This is a genomic window from Kitasatospora gansuensis (assembly GCF_014203705.1).
GTDB lineage: Bacteria > Actinomycetota > Actinomycetes > Streptomycetales > Streptomycetaceae > Kitasatospora > Kitasatospora gansuensis.
Map to the genome: position 1 here is coordinate 5,344,499 of NZ_JACHJR010000001.1, position 18,012 is coordinate 5,362,510.

General features: G+C 67.7%; 12 protein-coding genes and 3 rRNA genes. 13 read left to right on the forward strand and 2 right to left on the reverse strand.

Features of this window, described 5'->3' with window-relative positions:
* Window positions 1-31 precede the first annotated feature (31 nt).
* The 13 genes from F4556_RS23890 (at window position 32) to F4556_RS23950 (ending at window position 15,126) form a co-directional block, all read left to right on the forward strand.
* A complete protein-coding gene (locus F4556_RS23890) occupies window positions 32-1,003 on the forward strand; it encodes a S66 peptidase family protein (RefSeq protein WP_184919386.1) in 972 nt (323 codons plus the stop codon).
* A gap of 10 nt (window positions 1,004-1,013) precedes the next feature.
* Window positions 1,014-1,739, forward strand: coding sequence for a nucleoside/nucleotide kinase family protein (locus tag F4556_RS23895; RefSeq protein ID WP_184919388.1), 726 nt, complete (start codon window positions 1,014-1,016; stop codon window positions 1,737-1,739).
* 513 nt (window positions 1,740-2,252) lie between these two features.
* Window positions 2,253-3,776 (forward strand): 16S ribosomal RNA (locus F4556_RS23900).
* Window positions 3,777-4,053: 277 nt separating this feature from the next.
* Window positions 4,054-7,175, forward strand: a 23S ribosomal RNA gene (locus tag F4556_RS23905).
* 88 nt (window positions 7,176-7,263) lie between these two features.
* Window positions 7,264-7,380 (forward strand): 5S ribosomal RNA (gene rrf / locus F4556_RS23910).
* The 16S, 23S and 5S rRNA genes sit together here, the layout of an rRNA operon.
* Window positions 7,381-7,489: 109 nt before the next feature.
* On the forward strand, window positions 7,490-8,197 hold the full coding sequence (locus tag F4556_RS23915) for a SigE family RNA polymerase sigma factor (protein WP_184919390.1): 708 nt from the start codon (window positions 7,490-7,492) through the stop codon (window positions 8,195-8,197).
* 16 nt (window positions 8,198-8,213) lie between these two features.
* A complete protein-coding gene (locus F4556_RS23920) occupies window positions 8,214-9,095 on the forward strand; it encodes a hypothetical protein (protein WP_184919392.1) in 882 nt (293 codons plus the stop codon).
* A gap of 505 nt (window positions 9,096-9,600) precedes the next feature.
* On the forward strand, window positions 9,601-10,617 hold the full coding sequence (locus F4556_RS23925) for an ABC transporter substrate-binding protein (protein WP_184919394.1): 1,017 nt from the start codon (window positions 9,601-9,603) through the stop codon (window positions 10,615-10,617).
* Between the two features lie 4 nt (window positions 10,618-10,621).
* Complete coding sequence (locus tag F4556_RS23930) at window positions 10,622-11,428, forward strand: ABC transporter ATP-binding protein (RefSeq protein ID WP_184919396.1); 807 nt, start codon at window positions 10,622-10,624, stop codon at window positions 11,426-11,428.
* Entirely contained in the window at window positions 11,425-12,273 is an 849-nt protein-coding gene (locus tag F4556_RS23935; RefSeq protein ID WP_184919398.1) for an ABC transporter permease, read from the forward strand. The genes F4556_RS23930 and F4556_RS23935 overlap by 4 nt, the downstream gene beginning before the upstream one ends.
* A 10-nt stretch (window positions 12,274-12,283) precedes the next feature.
* Window positions 12,284-13,849, forward strand: a complete 1,566-nt coding sequence (locus tag F4556_RS23940; protein ID WP_184919400.1) for an FAD-dependent oxidoreductase — start codon at window positions 12,284-12,286, stop codon at window positions 13,847-13,849.
* Complete coding sequence (locus tag F4556_RS23945; protein WP_184919402.1) at window positions 13,846-14,181, forward strand: 4Fe-4S dicluster domain-containing protein; 336 nt, start codon at window positions 13,846-13,848, stop codon at window positions 14,179-14,181. Before F4556_RS23940 ends, F4556_RS23945 begins: the two co-directional genes overlap by 4 nt.
* A gap of 60 nt (window positions 14,182-14,241) precedes the next feature.
* Window positions 14,242-15,126 (forward strand): TauD/TfdA dioxygenase family protein, encoded by an 885-nt coding sequence (locus F4556_RS23950; protein WP_184919404.1) that lies wholly within the window; start codon window positions 14,242-14,244, stop codon window positions 15,124-15,126.
* 69 nt (window positions 15,127-15,195) lie between these two features.
* Here the strand turns inward: F4556_RS23950 and F4556_RS23955 are convergent, their stop codons facing one another.
* Window positions 15,196-16,518, reverse strand: coding sequence for an LLM class flavin-dependent oxidoreductase (locus F4556_RS23955; RefSeq protein WP_184919406.1), 1,323 nt, complete (start codon window positions 16,516-16,518; stop codon window positions 15,196-15,198).
* Window positions 16,519-16,623: 105 nt separating this feature from the next.
* Complete coding sequence (locus F4556_RS23960) at window positions 16,624-17,826, reverse strand: ROK family transcriptional regulator (RefSeq protein ID WP_184919408.1); 1,203 nt, start codon at window positions 17,824-17,826, stop codon at window positions 16,624-16,626.
* Window positions 17,827-18,012: the final 186 nt, after the last annotated feature.

An 18,012-nucleotide genomic window follows, 5' to 3' on the forward strand; every position in this document is an offset into this window, starting at 1 on the left:
GCCTGCCCTGCCCTCGGAGTAAGGACTGACGATGCCTCAGCAGAACCCGCCGACCCCGCCGACCCCGTCGACCGCGTTGCGCCGCGCCCGCCGACTCGTGCCGGGCGACCGGGTCGCCCTGGTCGCCACCAGCGGCGCCATCGACCTGGACCAACTCACCGCGGGCACGGCGATCCTGCGTTCCTGGGGACTGGACGTCGTCCCCGGCGAACACCTGACGGACCGCCACCTCGGCTACCTGGCCGGCACCGACGCCGACCGCGCCGCCGACTTCCAGCGCGCCTGGCTCGACCCCACCATCGCCGCCGTCATCTGCGCCCGCGGCGGCTACGGCGTCCAGCGGATGGTCGACCTGCTCGACTGGGACGCGCTGCGCACCGCCCCGCCGAAGGCACTGGTCGGCTTCAGCGACATCACCGTGCTGCACGAGACCGTCGCCCAACGCCTCGGCGTCCCCACCCTGTACGGCCCGATGGGCACCGGAGCCACCTTCATCGCCGACCCGCCCACCGCCGAACACCTGCGCCGCACCCTCTTCACCCCGGACACCACCCTGGTCGTCGGCACCCCCGGCGCCGGACCGCTCTTCCCCGGCACCGCCCACGGCGTCACCGCGGGCGGCTGCGCCCACCTGCTCGCGGCCGAACGCGGCACCGCCACCGCCCGCCCCTCCTTCGCCGGCACCATCCTGCTGCTGGAGGACATCAGCGAGCACCCCTACCAACTCGACCGCATCGTCACCCAGCTGATCCGCTCCGGCGCCCTGGACGGCGTCGCCGGGATCGCACTCGGTTCCTGGGAAGGCTGCGAACCCCTCGACCAGGTGCGGGCGGTGCTCGCCGACCGGCTCGCCCCGCTCGGCGTCCCGGTCGCCTGGGAGCTCGGCTTCGGACACTGCCCCTCCACCCTCACGGTGCCGCTCGGCCTGCCCGCCACCCTGGACGCCGACGCCGGGACGCTCACCTTCGACGTACCGGTTCTCACGACCGAACTCGCTGAGTAGGGTGCCGCCCATGCACGAGGAAGCCCGAGCGGCTCGCACCACTGACCCGGCCCCCACCACCGACCCCACCGCACTCGTCGAACTGGCGGCCCGGCTGCTGAACGGACGCACCGTCCACAAGGGCCGCTCACTCCTCGGCCTGACCGGCCCGCCCGGCGCGGGCAAGTCCACCCTGGCCCGGCACCTGGTCACCGAGCTCAACCGCACCGAGGGCCCCGGCACCGCCGCGTACCTCCCGCTCGACGGCTTCCACCTCGCCAACGCCCAGCTCGACCGCCTGGACCTGCGCAGCCGAAAGGGCGCACCCGCCAGCTTCGACTCGCTCGGCTACCTCGCCCTGCTGCGCCGGGTCACGGTGGAACGCTTCAACGACATCTACGCCCCCGGCTTCGACCGCCGCCTGGACGAGCCGGTGGCCGGCCGCCACGTGATCCAGCCGCACACCCGCCTGGTCATCACCGAAGGCAACTACCTCGCCAATGACGAGCCCCCGTGGAGCTCGGTCCGCGCCCTGCTGCACGAGCTCTGGTACATCCAGGCCGAGGACGCCGTACGGGACGAACGCCTGATGCGACGTCACGTGGCCGGCGGCCGGACCCGGGAAGCGGCCCGGGACTGGATCACCAGCAACGACGACCCGAACGGCGAGTACGTGAAGCTGGGCCTGACCGCCTGCACCAGGGTGGTGTGCGCCGGTGATTTGCGGCAGGTCCCTGGCGGGGGTAGTGTTCTCTAGTCGCTCGGCAGGGAGCACCGGACACGCATCGGCGCGGACGGTCCCGGGGTGGCCAATCCTCTGAACACATCTTCTGATCGAACTGTTCTGCGCTTCTGCGTGGGGTGGGTTTATTTGTCGTGTGCGTTTATATGGGTTGCGGCTGGATTCGCTTTTCGGAGCGGGGATCGGCTAGAGTTTGAAACGTCGGAAGGGGCCGCGAGGCCAATGAAGACAAGAGCTAGTCGGAAAAGCCGAAAAGCGGATCTGATAAGCTCGGAACACGAAAGAACGAACGAAGCGCCCGGAGGGTCCGCCTGATAAGCGGCTCGAAGGAAGTGTCCGTTCCTTGAGAACTCAACAGCGTGCCAAAAGTCAACGCCAGATATGTTGACATCCCCGGCCTCACCTTTTGGTGGGGTTGGAGATTCCTTTATGAAGTAAAACACTAGCGAGGACGCAGTGCGCGGGACCGCCTATTCCGGTGGTTGCCGTGCCGCTCTTCCGAAGTGGTTACCCGATTACGGGTAGACATTCACGGAGAGTTTGATCCTGGCTCAGGACGAACGCTGGCGGCGTGCTTAACACATGCAAGTCGAACGATGAAGCTCTTCGGAGTGGATTAGTGGCGAACGGGTGAGTAACACGTGGGAAATCTGCCCTGCACTCTGGGACAAGCCTTGGAAACGAGGTCTAATACCGGATATGACCTTCCTCTGCATGGGGGTTGGTGGAAAGCTCCGGCGGTGCAGGATGATCCCGCGGCCTATCAGCTTGTTGGTGGGGTAATGGCCTACCAAGGCGACGACGGGTAGCCGGCCTGAGAGGGCGACCGGCCACACTGGGACTGAGACACGGCCCAGACTCCTACGGGAGGCAGCAGTGGGGAATATTGCACAATGGGCGAAAGCCTGATGCAGCGACGCCGCGTGAGGGATGACGGCCTTCGGGTTGTAAACCTCTTTCAGCAGGGAAGAAGCGCAAGTGACGGTACCTGCAGAAGAAGCACCGGCTAACTACGTGCCAGCAGCCGCGGTAATACGTAGGGTGCGAGCGTTGTCCGGAATTATTGGGCGTAAAGAGCTCGTAGGCGGCTTGTCGCGTCGGTTGTGAAAGCCCGGGGCTTAACCCCGGGTCTGCATTCGATACGGGCAGGCTTGAGTGTGGTAGGGGAGATCGGAATTCCTGGTGTAGCGGTGAAATGCGCAGATATCAGGAGGAACACCGGTGGCGAAGGCGGATCTCTGGGCCATTACTGACGCTGAGGAGCGAAAGCGTGGGGAGCGAACAGGATTAGATACCCTGGTAGTCCACGCCGTAAACGTTGGGAACTAGGTGTTGGCGACATTCCACGTCGTCGGTGCCGCAGCTAACGCATTAAGTTCCCCGCCTGGGGAGTACGGCCGCAAGGCTAAAACTCAAAGGAATTGACGGGGGCCCGCACAAGCAGCGGAGCATGTGGCTTAATTCGACGCAACGCGAAGAACCTTACCAAGGCTTGACATATACCGGAAACGGCTAGAGATAGTCGCCCCCTTGTGGTCGGTATACAGGTGGTGCATGGTTGTCGTCAGCTCGTGTCGTGAGATGTTGGGTTAAGTCCCGCAACGAGCGCAACCCTTGTTCTGTGTTGCCAGCATGCCTTTCGGGGTGATGGGGACTCACAGGAGACTGCCGGGGTCAACTCGGAGGAAGGTGGGGACGACGTCAAATCATCATGCCCCTTATGTCTTGGGCTGCACACGTGCTACAATGGTCGGTACAAAGGGCTGCGATGCCGCGAGGCGGAGCGAATCCCAAAAAGCCGGCCTCAGTTCGGATTGGGGTCTGCAACTCGACCCCATGAAGTTGGAGTTGCTAGTAATCGCAGATCAGCATGCTGCGGTGAATACGTTCCCGGGCCTTGTACACACCGCCCGTCACGTCACGAAAGTCGGTAACACCCGAAGCCGGTGGCCTAACCCGTAAGGGGAGGAGCCGTCGAAGGTGGGACCAGCGATTGGGACGAAGTCGTAACAAGGTAGCCGTACCGGAAGGTGCGGCTGGATCACCTCCTTTCTAAGGAGCACATAGCCGGATGTGAGCGAATGTCTCACACGGTTGCTCATGGGTGGAACGTTGACTATTCGGCACACACAGACGCGTCTCTTAGTACTGCTTCGGCGTGGAAAAGGGTCTGGGTTTGGGTGTGTCGGGCACGTTGTTGGGTCCTGAGGGAACGGCCGTATGGTCGTTGCTTCAGTGCCGGTCCTACTTGAGGACATCCCGATAAGGGGTGCCGAGGGTGGGTGTCTGGTCGTTGTTTGAGAACTGCACAGTGGACGCGAGCATCTGTGGCCAAGTTTTTAAGGGCGCACGGTGGATGCCTTGGCACTAGGAACCGATGAAGGACGTGGGAGGCCACGATAGTCCCCGGGGAGCCGTCAACCAGGCTTTGATCCGGGGGTTTCCGAATGGGGAAACCCGGCAGTCGTCATGGGCTGTCACCCGCACCTGAACACATAGGGTGTGTGGAGGGAACGAGGGGAAGTGAAACATCTCAGTACCCTCAGGAAGAGAAAACAACCGTGATTCCGGGAGTAGTGGCGAGCGAAACCGGATGAGGCTAAACCGTTTTGGTGTGAGACCCGGCAGGGGTTGCCAGAGCGGGGTCGTGGGAAAGTTCTTGATTGGTCTGCCGGCCGGTCGGTGAGTCAGAAACCGTATGGATAGTCGAAGGACATGCGAAAGGTCCGGCGTAGAGGGTAAGACCCCCGTAGACGAAATCTGTGCGGCTCACTTGAGCTTCTCCCAAGTAGCACGGAGCCCGAGAAATTCCGTGTGAATCTGGCGGGACCACCCGCTAAGCCTAAATATTCCCTAGTGACCGATAGCGGATAGTACCGTGAGGGAATGGTGAAAAGTACCGCGGGAGCGGAGTGAAATAGTACCTGAAACCGTGTGCCTACAAGCCGTGGGAGCGTCGGATGTGAGGCTTGCCTTACGTCTCGTGACTGCGTGCCTTTTGAAGAATGAGCCTGCGAGTTTGCGGTGTGTAGCGAGGTTAACCCGTGTGGGGTAGCCGTAGCGAAAGCGAGTCCGAATAGGGCGTCTGAGTTGCATGCCCAAGACCCGAAGCGGAGTGATCTAGCCATGGGCAGGTTGAAGCGGAGGTAAGACTTCGTGGAGGACCGAACCCACCAGGGTTGAAAACCTGGGGGATGACCTGTGGTTAGGGGTGAAAGGCCAATCAAACTCCGTGATAGCTGGTTCTCCCCGAAATGCATTTAGGTGCAGCGTCACGTGTTTCTTGCCGGAGGTAGAGCACTGGATAGGCGATGGGCCTCACCGGGTTACTGACCTTAGCCAAACTCCGAATGCCGGTAAGTGAGAGCGTGGCAGTGAGACTGTGGGGGATAAGCTCCATGGTCGAGAGGGAAACAGCCCAGAACACCGACTAAGGTCCCTAAGCGTGTGCTAAGTGGGAAAGGATGTGGAGTCGCAGAGACAACCAGGAGGTTGGCTTAGAAGCAGCCACCCTTGAAAGAGTGCGTAATAGCTCACTGGTCAAGTGATTCCGCGCCGACAATGTAGCGGGGCTCAAGTACACCACCGAAGTCGTGTCATTGCAGCTATAGGGCCAACGCCCGCTGTGATGGGTAGGGGAGCGTCGTGTGCCGGGTGAAGCAGCGGAGGAATCCAGTTGTGGACGGTTCACGAGTGAGAATGCAGGCATGAGTAGCGATACAAGAGTGGGAAACTCTTGCGCCGATTGACCAAGGGTTCCTGGGTCAAGCTGATCTGCCCAGGGTAAGTCGGGACCTAAGGCGAGGCCGACAGGCGTAGTCGATGGACAACGGGTTGATATTCCCGTACCCGCTTTGAAGCGCCAACGTCGAACCAGGTGATGCTAAGGCCGCGAAGCCGGCCCGGAGTCTTCGGACAATGGGACGTGGTGGAGCCGCTGAACCAAGTCTGTAGTAGGTGAGCGATGGGGTGACGCAGGAAGGTAGTCCAGCCCGGGCGGTGGTTGTCCCGGGGTAAGGGTGTAGGCCGAGTGATAGGCAAATCCGTCACTCATTAAGGCTGAGACCTGATGCCGAGCCGATTGTGGTGAAGTGGATGATCCTATGCTGTCGAGAAAAGCCTCTAGCGAGTTTCATGGCGGCCCGTACCCCAAACCGACTCAGGTGGTCAGGTAGAGAATACCGAGGCGTTCGGGTGAACTATGGTTAAGGAACTCGGCAAAATGCCCCCGTAACTTCGGGAGAAGGGGGGCCGGAACTGGTGATGAGTCTTGCACTCTGAGCTGGGGCCGGCCGCAGAGACCAGCGAGAAGCGACTGTTTACTAAAAACACAGGTCCGTGCGAAGCCGTAAGGCGATGTATACGGACTGACGCCTGCCCGGTGCTGGAACGTTAAGGGGACCGGTTAGTCAATCTTCGGGTTGGCGAAGCTGAGAACTTAAGCGCCAGTAAACGGCGGTGGTAACTATAACCATCCTAAGGTAGCGAAATTCCTTGTCGGGTAAGTTCCGACCTGCACGAATGGCGTAACGACTTCTCGACTGTCTCAACCATAGGCCCGGTGAAATTGCATTACGAGTAAAGATGCTCGTTTCGCGCAGCAGGACGGAAAGACCCCGGGACCTTTACTATAGCTTGATATTGGTGTTCGGTTCGGCTTGTGTAGGATAGGTGGGAGACTTTGAAGCAGCAACGCCAGTTGTTGTGGAGTCGTCGTTGAAATACCACTCTGGTCGTGCTGGATGTCTAACCTGGGTCCGTGATCCGGATCAGGGACAGTGTCTGGTGGGTAGTTTAACTGGGGCGGTTGCCTCCTAAAGAGTAACGGAGGCGCCCAAAGGTTCCCTCAGCCTGGTTGGCAATCAGGTGTTGAGTGTAAGTGCACAAGGGAGCTTGACTGTGAGACCGACGGGTCGAGCAGGGACGAAAGTCGGGACTAGTGATCCGGCGGTGGCTTGTGGAAGCGCCGTCGCTCAACGGATAAAAGGTACCCCGGGGATAACAGGCTGATCTTCCCCAAGAGTCCATATCGACGGGATGGTTTGGCACCTCGATGTCGGCTCGTCGCATCCTGGGGCTGGAGTAGGTCCCAAGGGTTGGGCTGTTCGCCCATTAAAGCGGTACGCGAGCTGGGTTTAGAACGTCGTGAGACAGTTCGGTCCCTATCCGCTGTGCGCGTAGGAATATTGAGAAGGGCTGTCCCTAGTACGAGAGGACCGGGACGGACGAACCTCTGGTGTGCCAGTTGTTCTGCCAAGGGCATGGCTGGTTGGCTACGTTCGGGAGGGATAACCGCTGAAAGCATCTAAGCGGGAAGCCTGCTTCGAGATGAATATTCCCACCTCCTTGAGAGGGTAAGGCTCCCAGTAGACGACTGGGTTGATAGGCCGGATGTGGAAGCCCTGTAAGGGGTGGAGCTGACCGGTACTAATAGGCCGAGGGCTTGTCCTCAGTTGCTCGCGTCCACTGTGTTGTTCTGAAACAACGACCCCACACCGTTTGGTCACGGGTGTGGTGCGGTCATACAGTTTCATAGTGTTTCGGTGGTCATAGCGTGAGGGAAACGCCCGGTTACATTCCGAACCCGGAAGCTAAGCCTCATAGCGCCGATGGTACTGCAGGGGGGACCCTGTGGGAGAGTAGGACGCCGCCGAACAATCATTCACAGAAAGCCCCTCCGGGTCTCCCGGAGGGGCTTTCTGCATTTCCGGCCCTTGACCCTATCCAGTTGCCTCGGCGTTCCGTCCACGGCACACTGACCCGTCATGGGCGGTGACCGAGGGCACGAGGCGGAGAGCGACTTCCGGGCGTTCTACGAAGGTGCGTACGGTCAGTTGGTTGCTCACCTCTACGCCCTGACCGGGGATCTTGGCGATGCCCAGGACGCCGCGCAGGAGGCGTTCGTGAGGGCCTGGAGCCACTGGGGCCGGCTCAGCGCGTACGAGAACCCGGTGGCCTGGGTGCGGTTGACCGGTCAGCGGATCGCGATCAGCCGGTGGCGGCGGGCCAGGACGGCTTTGCGGAGCTGGGTGCGGCACGGCGAGGGGAGTCCGCTGCCGGGGCCCGGGCCGGAGTCGGTGGCGTTGGTGGAGGCGTTGCGGCGGTTGCCGGAGGCGCAGCGGTCGGCCCTGGTGCTGCATCACATGGGTGGCCGGGCGGTGGCCGAGATCGCGGCCGAGGAGGGCGTCCCGGTCGGGACGGTGAAGGCGCGGCTGCACCGTGGGCGGCAGGCGTTGGCCGAGTTGCTGGGGGAGGAGGACGGTGAGGGTGGTCTGCGAATGCCGCTCCGTCAGCCGGAGGTGCCGTCGGGCCCGAAGTCCGCGTCGGCCCCGAAGCCCGGGCAGCCGCCGCGGCCGCGCTCGGAACCAGAACAGCAGCGGGGTGCGGCCGAAGCCGGACCCGCTCCTGCGGTACCGGAGCAACGCAGCGGCCGGGAGCGTAACTTGAAGAGGACGCTGAGCGCTCGTGGCTGAGAGGACGACGATCACCGTGGACGATCAGGATCGTCCGGCCATCACCACCGCGCGGTTGGACGGCCTGTTCGACGGCCTGCGCGGGGAGTTGAGCGGGCTGCGGGTGCCCGAGCCCGAGGAGTTGCTGGGCCGGGCGTTGCGTCGGCGGCGTTGGCGACGGATCGAACTCACCTTGGTCGCCGGGGTGTTGGCCTCGGCCGGGGTGTGGGGTCTGGCGAAGATGTCGGACGGCGGCGGCGGGATCGCCGCCGAGCTGGTGGGGCCGCCGTCGTTGCGGACCATCACGCCGACCCTGGTCCTGCCCGGCCCCGGCAGTCCGTTCGGCTCGGTGGAGACGATGATGCCGGTGGACGCGACGGGTGGTCAGTTACTGCTCGGCCGGGAGCAGTTGCCGGTGAGCCCGGGGCGGTACGGCCCGTGGGGGTCACAGCTGGTGGCGGCTTCGGCGTTCGCGCTGCCCACCCTTCAGGGCTGTGTGCCGGAGCTGGTGGACTCGTTGGGGGCCCTGCGCCGCTGGGAGCTGGTGCACGGGGACGTCGCCCGGGCCGATGTGACGGCGGTGCAGTACCTGCTGGAGTTCGAGGCGGAGCCGCAGGCGGCGCAGGCGGCGACCCGGTTGCTGGGCACGGCGGAGTGCACGGGTCTTGGCTGGCCGGCGGGGGAGCGGGCGGAACGGGCGGCGGCGGTCGGTTCGACCGGGCGGCCGGGCCGGGTGGAGGAGTTCACCACCCGGCTGAGTGGCCGTCAACTGGCGGTGCTGACGGTGCAGTACAGGGCCGACAAGTCCGCCGAATCGGTGGTGCTGGACCCGGAGTTCCGGGTGGCGGCGGAGCAGTTCGGCGAGGTCGGAACGGGTGCTGCGGGCCCGGTGGCCAGGGGTCTGCCCAGCCGCGGCTGACGGCGGTGGGGCTCCGGAAGTCCTGCCGAAGTTTTTCCGGATTTCGATGCAACCTGTTCTCGTCGAGCGGCGTGTCCTGTACGAGCCGAGGGCGGGCCAGCGATCGCCCGGTCCCGGCCAGGTGGGTGCTGTGGAGAACAGGGGACTCCACAGCACCCACGCCGCACATCGCCCGACCGGGGTTTCTTCCGGCGGGGGAACATTCGTTGACCGGGCCCCGCAGCGCTGGAACGCTGAGGGACGTGAACCGAGCCGTGAGCCTTGTGGGCCGCCTGCACGTCGATCTCCGACGGCACGCGAGCGCGATCTGTGCCGTCTGTCGCTGACGACGACGCACCGCCCGCCCATGCCCGGCCGCCGTTCTCCCGGCGCTCCGTAACGCCGAAACCGCTGACCGCGTACCCGAGTCCGCCCGTCTCCCGGGCGGGCCGTTCGACGACCCCGTAGCCTCGCGACCGCCCTCGGCGGCCGGGCGCTCCCCGCTGCCCCGAAAAGGACCACACCCATGGCCTCGACCACCTCCAGGCGCACCTTCCTCGCACTGGCCGCCGTCGGCGCGGCGTCCGCGGTCACGGCCTGCGGCCGGGCCACCGCCAGCGAGGGCGGCCGCGAGACCGGGAAGCTCCGCTACCAGGGCTGGGCCGGGCAGGTCACGCTGCCCGAACTGGCCGAGGACCTCGGCTACTTCGGCGAGGTGAAGCTGGAGTGGGTCGGCAACACGATCAGCGGTCCGCAGGACATCCAGTCGGCGGCGACCGGCCAGACCGACTTCGGCGGTGCGTTCAACGGCGCGGTGGTGAAGCTGATCGCGGCCGGTGCCCCGGTGAAGGCGGTGATCAGCTACTACGGCGTGGACGAGTTCACCTACAGCGGCTACTACGTGCTGGCGGACAGCCCGATCCGGTCGGCCCGGGACCTGCAGGGCAAGAAGGTCGGGATGAACACCCTGGGCGCGCACAGCGAGGCGCTGCTCGACATCTACCTGCAGCGCAACGGGCTGACGGCGGCGGAGATCGCCAAGGTCGAGCCGATCGTGATCCCGCCGGTGAACGGCGAGCAGACCCTGCGGCAGAAGCAGATCGAGGTCGCGGTGCTGGGCAGCATCCTGCGCGACAAGGCGCTGGCGACGGGCGGGATCCGGCCACTGTTCAGCGACTACGACCTGCTCGGCAAGTTCAGCGCGGGCACCTTCGTGCTGACCGACCGCTTCCTGAAGCAGAACCCGAACACCTCCCGGATCTTCGTCACCGGCGTGGCCAAGGCGATCGAGTGGGCCAGGACCACGCCGCGCGAGGAGGTGATCGCCCGCAGCACCGCGATCATCAAGAAGCGGGGCCGGAACGAGGACACCGCCGCCCTCCAGTACTGGCGCTCCACCGGCGTGGCCGAGACCGGTGGCCGGATCAACGACCAGGAGTTCCAGCTCTGGATCGACTGGCTGGTCGCGCACGGCGACATCAAGGCCGGCCAGGTCAAGCCGGGCGACCTGTACACCAACGCGTTCAACACGTACGGGGGTTGAGAGCATGACGAGTGGGATCAGCTTCGAGCAGGTGACCAAGACCTTCCCCGTCAGGAACGGCGCCGAGTTCACCGCGCTGGACCGGGTGGACCTGGACGTCGCCGCCGGTGAGTTCGTGGTGATCGTCGGGCCCAGTGGCTGCGGCAAGTCCACCCTGCTGGACCTGGCGGCCGGCCTGACCAGGCCGAGCGGTGGCCGGATCCTGCTGGACGGCCGGCCGGTCACCGGGCCGGGGCTGGACCGGAGCGTGGTGTTCCAGCAGTACGCGCTGCTGCCGTGGCGCACCGCGCAGGGCAACGTCGAGTTCGGCCTGGAGGCGACCGGGGTGCCGCGCCGTCAACGGGCCGCGCTGGCACGGGAGTACCTCGGTCTGGTCGGCCTGACCGGCTTCGAGGACCGGCATCCGCACGAGCTGTCCGGCGGGATGAAGCAGCGGGTGGCGATCGCCCGCAGCCTGGCGTACGACCCGGGGGTGCTGCTGATGGACGAGCCGTTCGCGGCGCTGGACGCGCAGACCAGGGAGCTGCTCCAGGACGAGCTGCTGCGGATCTGGGAACGCACCGGCAAGACCGTCGTGTTCATCACGCACGGCATCGAGGAGGCGGTCTACCTCGGCCAGCGGGTGGCGGTGCTGACCTCCCGTCCGGGCCGGGTGAAGGAGGTGGTCCCGATCGACCTGGGCGAGCGGACCAAGGCGCAGGACCTGCGCTCCGCACCGGAGTTCGCCCGGTACCGGCACGAGATCTGGAGCCTGCTGCACGACGAGGTCAGCCGGGCCCAGCAGTTGGAGCGAGAGGTGGCCCACGTATGAGCACCGACCTGCGGTCCGCGCCGTCGATCAGCCTGCCGGTCCCGAAGCCGCTCGCCCCGGCCCGCCGTCCGTCCCGGCTGCCGGGTCTGCTGTTCACCGCCGTCACCAAGTCGGTGGCGATCGCCCTGCTGCTGGTGCTCTGGGAGCTGGCGCCGCGCTTCGAGCTGGTGGACCGGACCTTCCTGCCGCCGGCCAGTGAGGTGCTGGACGCCTGGCTCGGCCTGCTGGACAACGGCCAGTTGGGCGTCAACACCTGGGCCAGCCTGAACCGTTCACTCAGCGGCTTCGGTCTGGCGGTGCTGATCGGGGTCCCGCTGGGGCTGCTGATCGGCTGGTACCGCCCGGTGGCCAACCTGCTCAGTCCGCTGCTCGAACTCTTCCGCAACACCGCCGCGTTGGCGTTGCTGCCGGTCTTCGTACTGATCCTCGGGATCGGCGAGACCTCGAAGATCTCGATCGTGCTGTACGCCTGCCTGTGGCCGATCCTGCTGAACACCATCAGCGCGGTGCGCAGCGTCGACCCGACCCTGCTGCGACTGGCCCGTTCGCTGGACCTGTCGCCGGTGAAGCTGTTCCAGAAGGTGATCCTGCCTGCCTCGGTGCCGGTGGTGTTCACCGGCATCCGGCTGGCGGGGGCGGTGTCGATCCTGGTGCTGGTGGCGGCCGAGATGGTCGGCGCGAAGGCCGGTCTGGGCTATCTGATCAACGCTTCGCAGTACAACTTCGCGATCCCGCAGATGTACGCGGGCATCGTCACGATCTCGGTCATCGGGGTGGTGTTCAACCAGCTGCTGGTCCGGCTGGAGCGCCGCTTCACCGCCTGGCGGGCCCCGCTCAACAGTTGAGGAGAGAGTCGTGCAGGAGCTGAGTACGGACGTCCTGGTGGTCGGCGGCGGTCCGGCCGCCACCTGGGCCGCGCTGGACGCGGCCCGGGCGGGCGCGGACGTGGTCCTCGCCGACAAGGGCTACTGCGGTACCAGCGGCGCAACTGCCGCCGGTGGCACCGGAGTCTGGTACGTGGAGCCCGAACCGGCGGCCCGCGAGGCCGCGATGGCCAGCCGGGAGGCGCTCGGCGGCTACCTGGCCGACCGGCGCTGGATGGGACGGGTGCTGGACCGGACCTACGCCAACATCAACGAGCTGGCCGAGACCCGGGGTTACCCCTTCCCGACCGGTCCGGACGGGCGGCAGCTGCGGAACGGTCTGCAGGGGCCCGAGTACATGCGCCGGATGCGGATCCGGGTGAAGCGCGCGGGGGTCCGGGTGCTCGACCACAGCCCGGTGACCGAACTGCTGCGGGCCGCCGACGGATCGGTGGCCGGGGCGGCGGGCCACCGGCGGCAGGAGGGCCACGACTACCTGTTCCGGGCCGGGGCGGTGGTGCTGGCCACCGGTGGCTGCGCGTTCCTGAGCAAGGCGCTGGGCACGGACACCGACACCGGGGACGGTGCGCTGTTCGCGGCCGAGCTGGGGGCGGAGCTGTCCGGGATGGAGTTCTCCAACGCGTACGGGATCGCGCCCGAGCACACTTCGGTGACCAAGACCGCGTTCTACTCCTTCGCCACCTTCTACCGGGAGAACGGCGAGGAGTTGGAGGGCGCGGCCAGCCAGGGCGGGCGCTCGGTGATCGCCCGGGAGCTGCTGACCGGCAAGGTGTACGCCCGGCTCGACCGGGCGGACCCGGCGGCCAGGGCGGCGATGCGGCTGGCCCAGCCGAACTTCTTCCTGACCTTCGACCGGCTCGGCATCGACCCGTTCACCGAGCGGTTCGCGGTCACCCTGATCGCGGAGGGCACGGTGCGCGGCACCGGTGGCATCCGAATCGTCGGGGACGACTGCCGGACCACGGTGCCCGGCCTGTTCGCGGCGGGGGACGCGGCCACCCGGGAGGAGATCTGCGGCGGGTTCACCGGCGGCGGCAGTCACAACGCGGCCTGGGCGATGTCCTCCGGCAGCTGGGCCGGACGCGGTGCGGCCGGGTACGCGCTGGCGCTGGGGGCCGGTGCGGCCCGACGGTCCGTCAGCGCGGCCGGCGGCGCCGGGTTGCGGCCGCTCGGCGCCCGGGACGTCGACGCCCGCGAGGTGATCCGCGCGGTGCAGGGCGAGGTGCTCCCGTACGAGAAGAACTACCTGCGGCACGGCGAGGTGCTGACCGGGGCGCTCGCCGTGCTGGACGAGACCTGGACGCGGCTGCGGAGCGGGCTGCACGGCACCGGCCGCGACGCCGTGGTGGCCCGGCAGGCGGCGGCGCTGACCGCCAACGCCCGCTGGATGTACCGCTCGGCGCTGGCCAGGACGGAGAGCCGGGGGATGGCCAGGCGGCTGGACTTCCCCGGGCAGGACGCGGCCCAGCACCACCGGATCGCCTCCGGGGGTCTGGACGAGGTCTGGACCCGGCCGCTGACGGCGGTGGCGGCGTGATCGAACTGGTCTCGCCGGAGCGCTGCATCGCCTGCGACAAGTGCATCAGGGTCTGCCCGACCGACGTCTTCGACCGGGGCGCCGACGGCCTCCCGGTGATCGCCCGCCAGAGCGACTGCCAGACCTGCTTCCAGTGCGAGGCGAACTGCCCGACGGACGCGCTGTTCGTCGCCCCGCACACCCACCCGCAGCCGGCCCAGGACGAGCGCGAGCTCGCCGAGTCCGGCCTGCTCGGCAGCTACCGGGCCCAGATCGGCTGGGGCCGGGGCCGGACCCCGGGCGCACTGCGCGCGGTCGGCCCGGCGTTCGGCGCCGCCCCGATCACTTCCTGAGCCCCGATCACTTCCTGGCCCAATCATTTCCTGAATACCCGTCAAGAGGGGACACGAGTCATGAGCCTGGAGATCCACAAGGTCGGCGGCCGGATCGGCGCCGAGATCACCGGAGTCGACACCTCGAAGCCGCTGGACGCGGACACCGTGGGCCGGCTGAACGCGGCGCTGGTGGCACACAAGGCGCTGTTCTTCCGGGAGCAGCACCTGGACGACGAGGGCCAGTTGCGGTTCGCCGCCAACTTCGGCGCGCTGACCACCGCGCACCCCACCGTCCCGTCCCTGGCGGGGCAGCCGAGCGTGCTGCCGGTGGACAGCGAGGACGGCGGCCGGGCCAACCGCTGGCACACCGACGTCACCTTCGTCCGTACCCCGCCGAAGGCCAGCACGCTGCGCGCGCTGGTGGTGCCGCCCTACGGCGGCAACACGCTGATCGCCGACTCCCAGGGGGCGTACCGGGACCTGCCGGACGCCCTGCGCGAACTGGCCGACCGGCTCTGGGCGGTGCACACCAACGACTACGACTACGCCCAGGGCAAGGAGCTGGACGAGGCGGACGCCGAGCGCCGCCGGGTCTTCACCGCGGTCAAGTACCGGACCGCCCACCCGGTGGTCCGGGTGCACCCCGAGAGCGGCGAACGCGGACTGTTCGTCGGCGGGTTCGCGCAGAGCGTCATCGGTCTGCCGTCCGCCGAGTCGCACGACCTGCTGCGCAGCCTGCAGGCGTACGTGACCCGGCCGGAGAACGTGGTGCGCTGGCGCTGGTCGGTCGGTGACCTGGTGCTGTTCGACAACCGCTCGACCCAGCACTACGCGCCGGACGACTACGACGACCTGCCGCGTCGGCTGCACCGGGTGACGGTGGCGGGGGACGTGCCGGTCGGGGTGAGCGGTGAGGCGAGCTACCTGATCGAGGGGGACGAGGCTCCGCACTACACCTCCTGACCCAAGGCCGAAGGGGCGCCCACCAACCGGTGGGCGCCCCTTTCGCGTTGGGTCAGTCGGTCAGTCAGGTCAGGAGAAGCGCCCGGCCGGGCGCGGCAGGCCGTAGTGCTCGCGCAGGGTGCGGCCGGTGTAACCCTCGCGGAACAGGCCGCGCTTGCGCAGGATCGGCAGCACCTGCTCGACGAAGTCGGTCAGGCCGTCGGGGAGGATCGGCGGCATGATGTTGAAGCCGTCGGCGGCGCCCTGGGTGAACCAGGTCTCGATGTGGTCGGCGAGCTGCTCGGGGGTGCCGACGACGACCTGGTGGCCGCGGCCGCCGCCGAGCCGGCCGACGAGTTGACGCAGGGTCAGGCGGTCGCGTTCGGCCAGGTCGCGGATCAGCTCGAACCGGCTCTTGGCGCCGTTGATCTCGGTCACCGGCGGCAGCGGGGGCAGCGGCTCGTCCAGCGGGTGGTCGGTGAGGTCGACGCCGAGCACGGTCGAGAGCACGCCCACCGCGCGGGCGGGGTTGATGAGTTCGTCCAGCTCGCGGTCCAGGCGGTGGGCCTCCTCCTCGGTGGAGCCGAGCACCGGCACCACCCCGGGCAGCACCACGAGCTGTTCGGGGGCCCGGCCGAAGCCGGCCGCCTGCCGCTTGAGGTCGGCGTAGAAGGACTGCCCCTCGGCCAGGGTCTGCTGCGCGGTGAACACCGCTTCGGCCCAACGGGCGGCGAACGCCCGGCCGTTGTCGGAGGAGCCGGCCTGCACCAGCAGCGGGTGGCCCTGCGGCGGGCGGGGGATGTTGAGCGGTCCGCGGACCTGGAAGTGCTCGCCGACGTGGTCGATCTCGTGCACCCGGTCGGCGTCGGCGAAGGCGCCGGTGGCCCGGTCCAGGGTGAGCGCGCCGTCCTCCCAGCTGTCCCAGAGCGCGGTGACCACGTCGAGGAACTCGGCGGCCCGCTGGTAGCGGACGCCGTGTTCCTGGTTGGCGGAGCGGCTGAAGTTCTGCGCGGAGCGTTCGCCGGCCGAGGTGACGATGTTCCAGCCGGCCCGGCCGTGGCTGATGTGGTCCAGCGAGGCGAACTGCCGGGCCAGGTTGTACGGCTCGCTGAAGCCGGTGGAGACGGTGCCGATCAGGCCGATCCGTTCGGTCACCACGGCCAGCGCGGTGAGCAGCGTGAACGGTTCGAAGTGGCTGATCAGGCCCCAGCCGCCGTCCGAGCGGGCCTCCACGCCGTCGGCGAGGAAGACCGAGTCGAAGGAGGCGGCCTCGGCGGTCTGCGCGAGGCGCTGGAAGTGCGCGATGTCGGCGGCCTGCTGCGGGTCGGTGCGCGGGTGGCGCCAGGCCGCCTCGTGGTGGCCGACGCCCATCAGGAAGAGGTTGAAGTGCAGTTGCCGGTCGGCAGTGGGCATGGTGAGGTGCTCCGGATCCGGAGGAGACAGGGGATTGTCCCCAATTCTCCTTCCGGGCAAGGGAGTCGGACAGTGATTCGCCCGCTGACGGAATTAATCCGCCCGTCATGAGCTGCGCGCGGTGCGCAGCTCCATCGGCCGCTGGTACGCGCTGTCCAGTACGCCCGCGCAGGCCGCCACCGCCAGCACGTCGGTGCCGAAGGAGGCGGCCGTCACCAGCTGGCCGGGCTCCACCGGACCGTGCCGGGCGACCTGTTCGTACAGGTAGCCGGCCAGGTCCGGACGGACCGTCAGCCCGGCTTCGCTGACCACCAGGACCTCGGGGTTGAGGACGTTGAGCAGCAGCGCGGCGGCCGGTGCGGCCAGCCGCAGCCGCTCCCGGAGCAGCGCCTCGGCCCGTTCGTCGCCGGCCCGGGCCAGGGCCAGCAGCAGTTCGAAGTCCGGTGCGGGAACGAGACCTTGGGCGTGCGCGCGGCGGGCGATGGTGCGTTCGGAGACGGTGGCCTGGAGGCAGCCGGTGCGGCCGCAGACGCAGGGTTCGGTGGAGCCGGGCACGGGCAGGTGGCCGACGTTGCCGGCCCGGGAGCGGCGGCCGCGCAGGACGGTGCCGCCGGTGGCGAAGGCGGCGTCGACCACGTTGCCGACGAAGAGCTGGACGAGTTCGGTCGATCCGCTGCCCGCGCCGAACAGCAGCTCGGCCTGGGCCAGGGCCCGGGCGTGGCTGTCGACGTGCACCGGCAGCCGGGTGGCGCGGGCGAGTTCGGCCCGGACGGGGACGTCCCGCCAGCCGAGCGGGCCGTGCTCGACCACGGTGCCGCGGTCGGAGTCGACCCAGCCGCCGGTGACCACCCCGAGGCCGAGCAGCGAGCGGCCGGCCGCCCGGCGGGCCAGGAAGCCGGGCAGGTGGTCGCGGATGGTGGCCAGCACGGTGGCGGCGTCGCCCCGGCGGGGCAGCCGCTCGTGCGCGACCACCCGGCCGCGCAGGTCGAGCAGCGCGAAGGTGAGGAAAGGGACGCCGATGTGCACCCCGCAGGCGAGGTGGTGGCGGCTGTCCACGTCGAGCGGCAGCTGCGGGCGGCCGGCCCGGGGCGGTCCGTCCGGGGCGGGCAGTTCGCGGACCAGGCCGAGGCCGATCAGGTCGGCGGTGTGCCGGGAGACCGCCGCCGGGCTGAGCCCGGTGGCCCGTCCGACGGCGCCCCGGGCCAGCGGCCCGTCGGCCAGTACGGCCCGCAGCACCGCCCCGGCACCGCCGCCCTCGGCGGGCTGCGGCGCCCGGGCCGTCGTGGGGGGAGCGACCAGAGAGAGCATGCGGTCGATGCTCCCAGCGGGGTGTTGCACGGGCGTGGCCGCGGCGTGAAGCGGCGCCGGAGCGGCGGCCCGGCGCAGCGGTACCAGCACGCCGAGGAGTTCCGGGCGGCGCTGGAGTCCGTTCCCGAATTCGCCGACCCGCCGTCAAGAGCTCGCTAAGACTGGCCGGACGGATCACCTGATCAG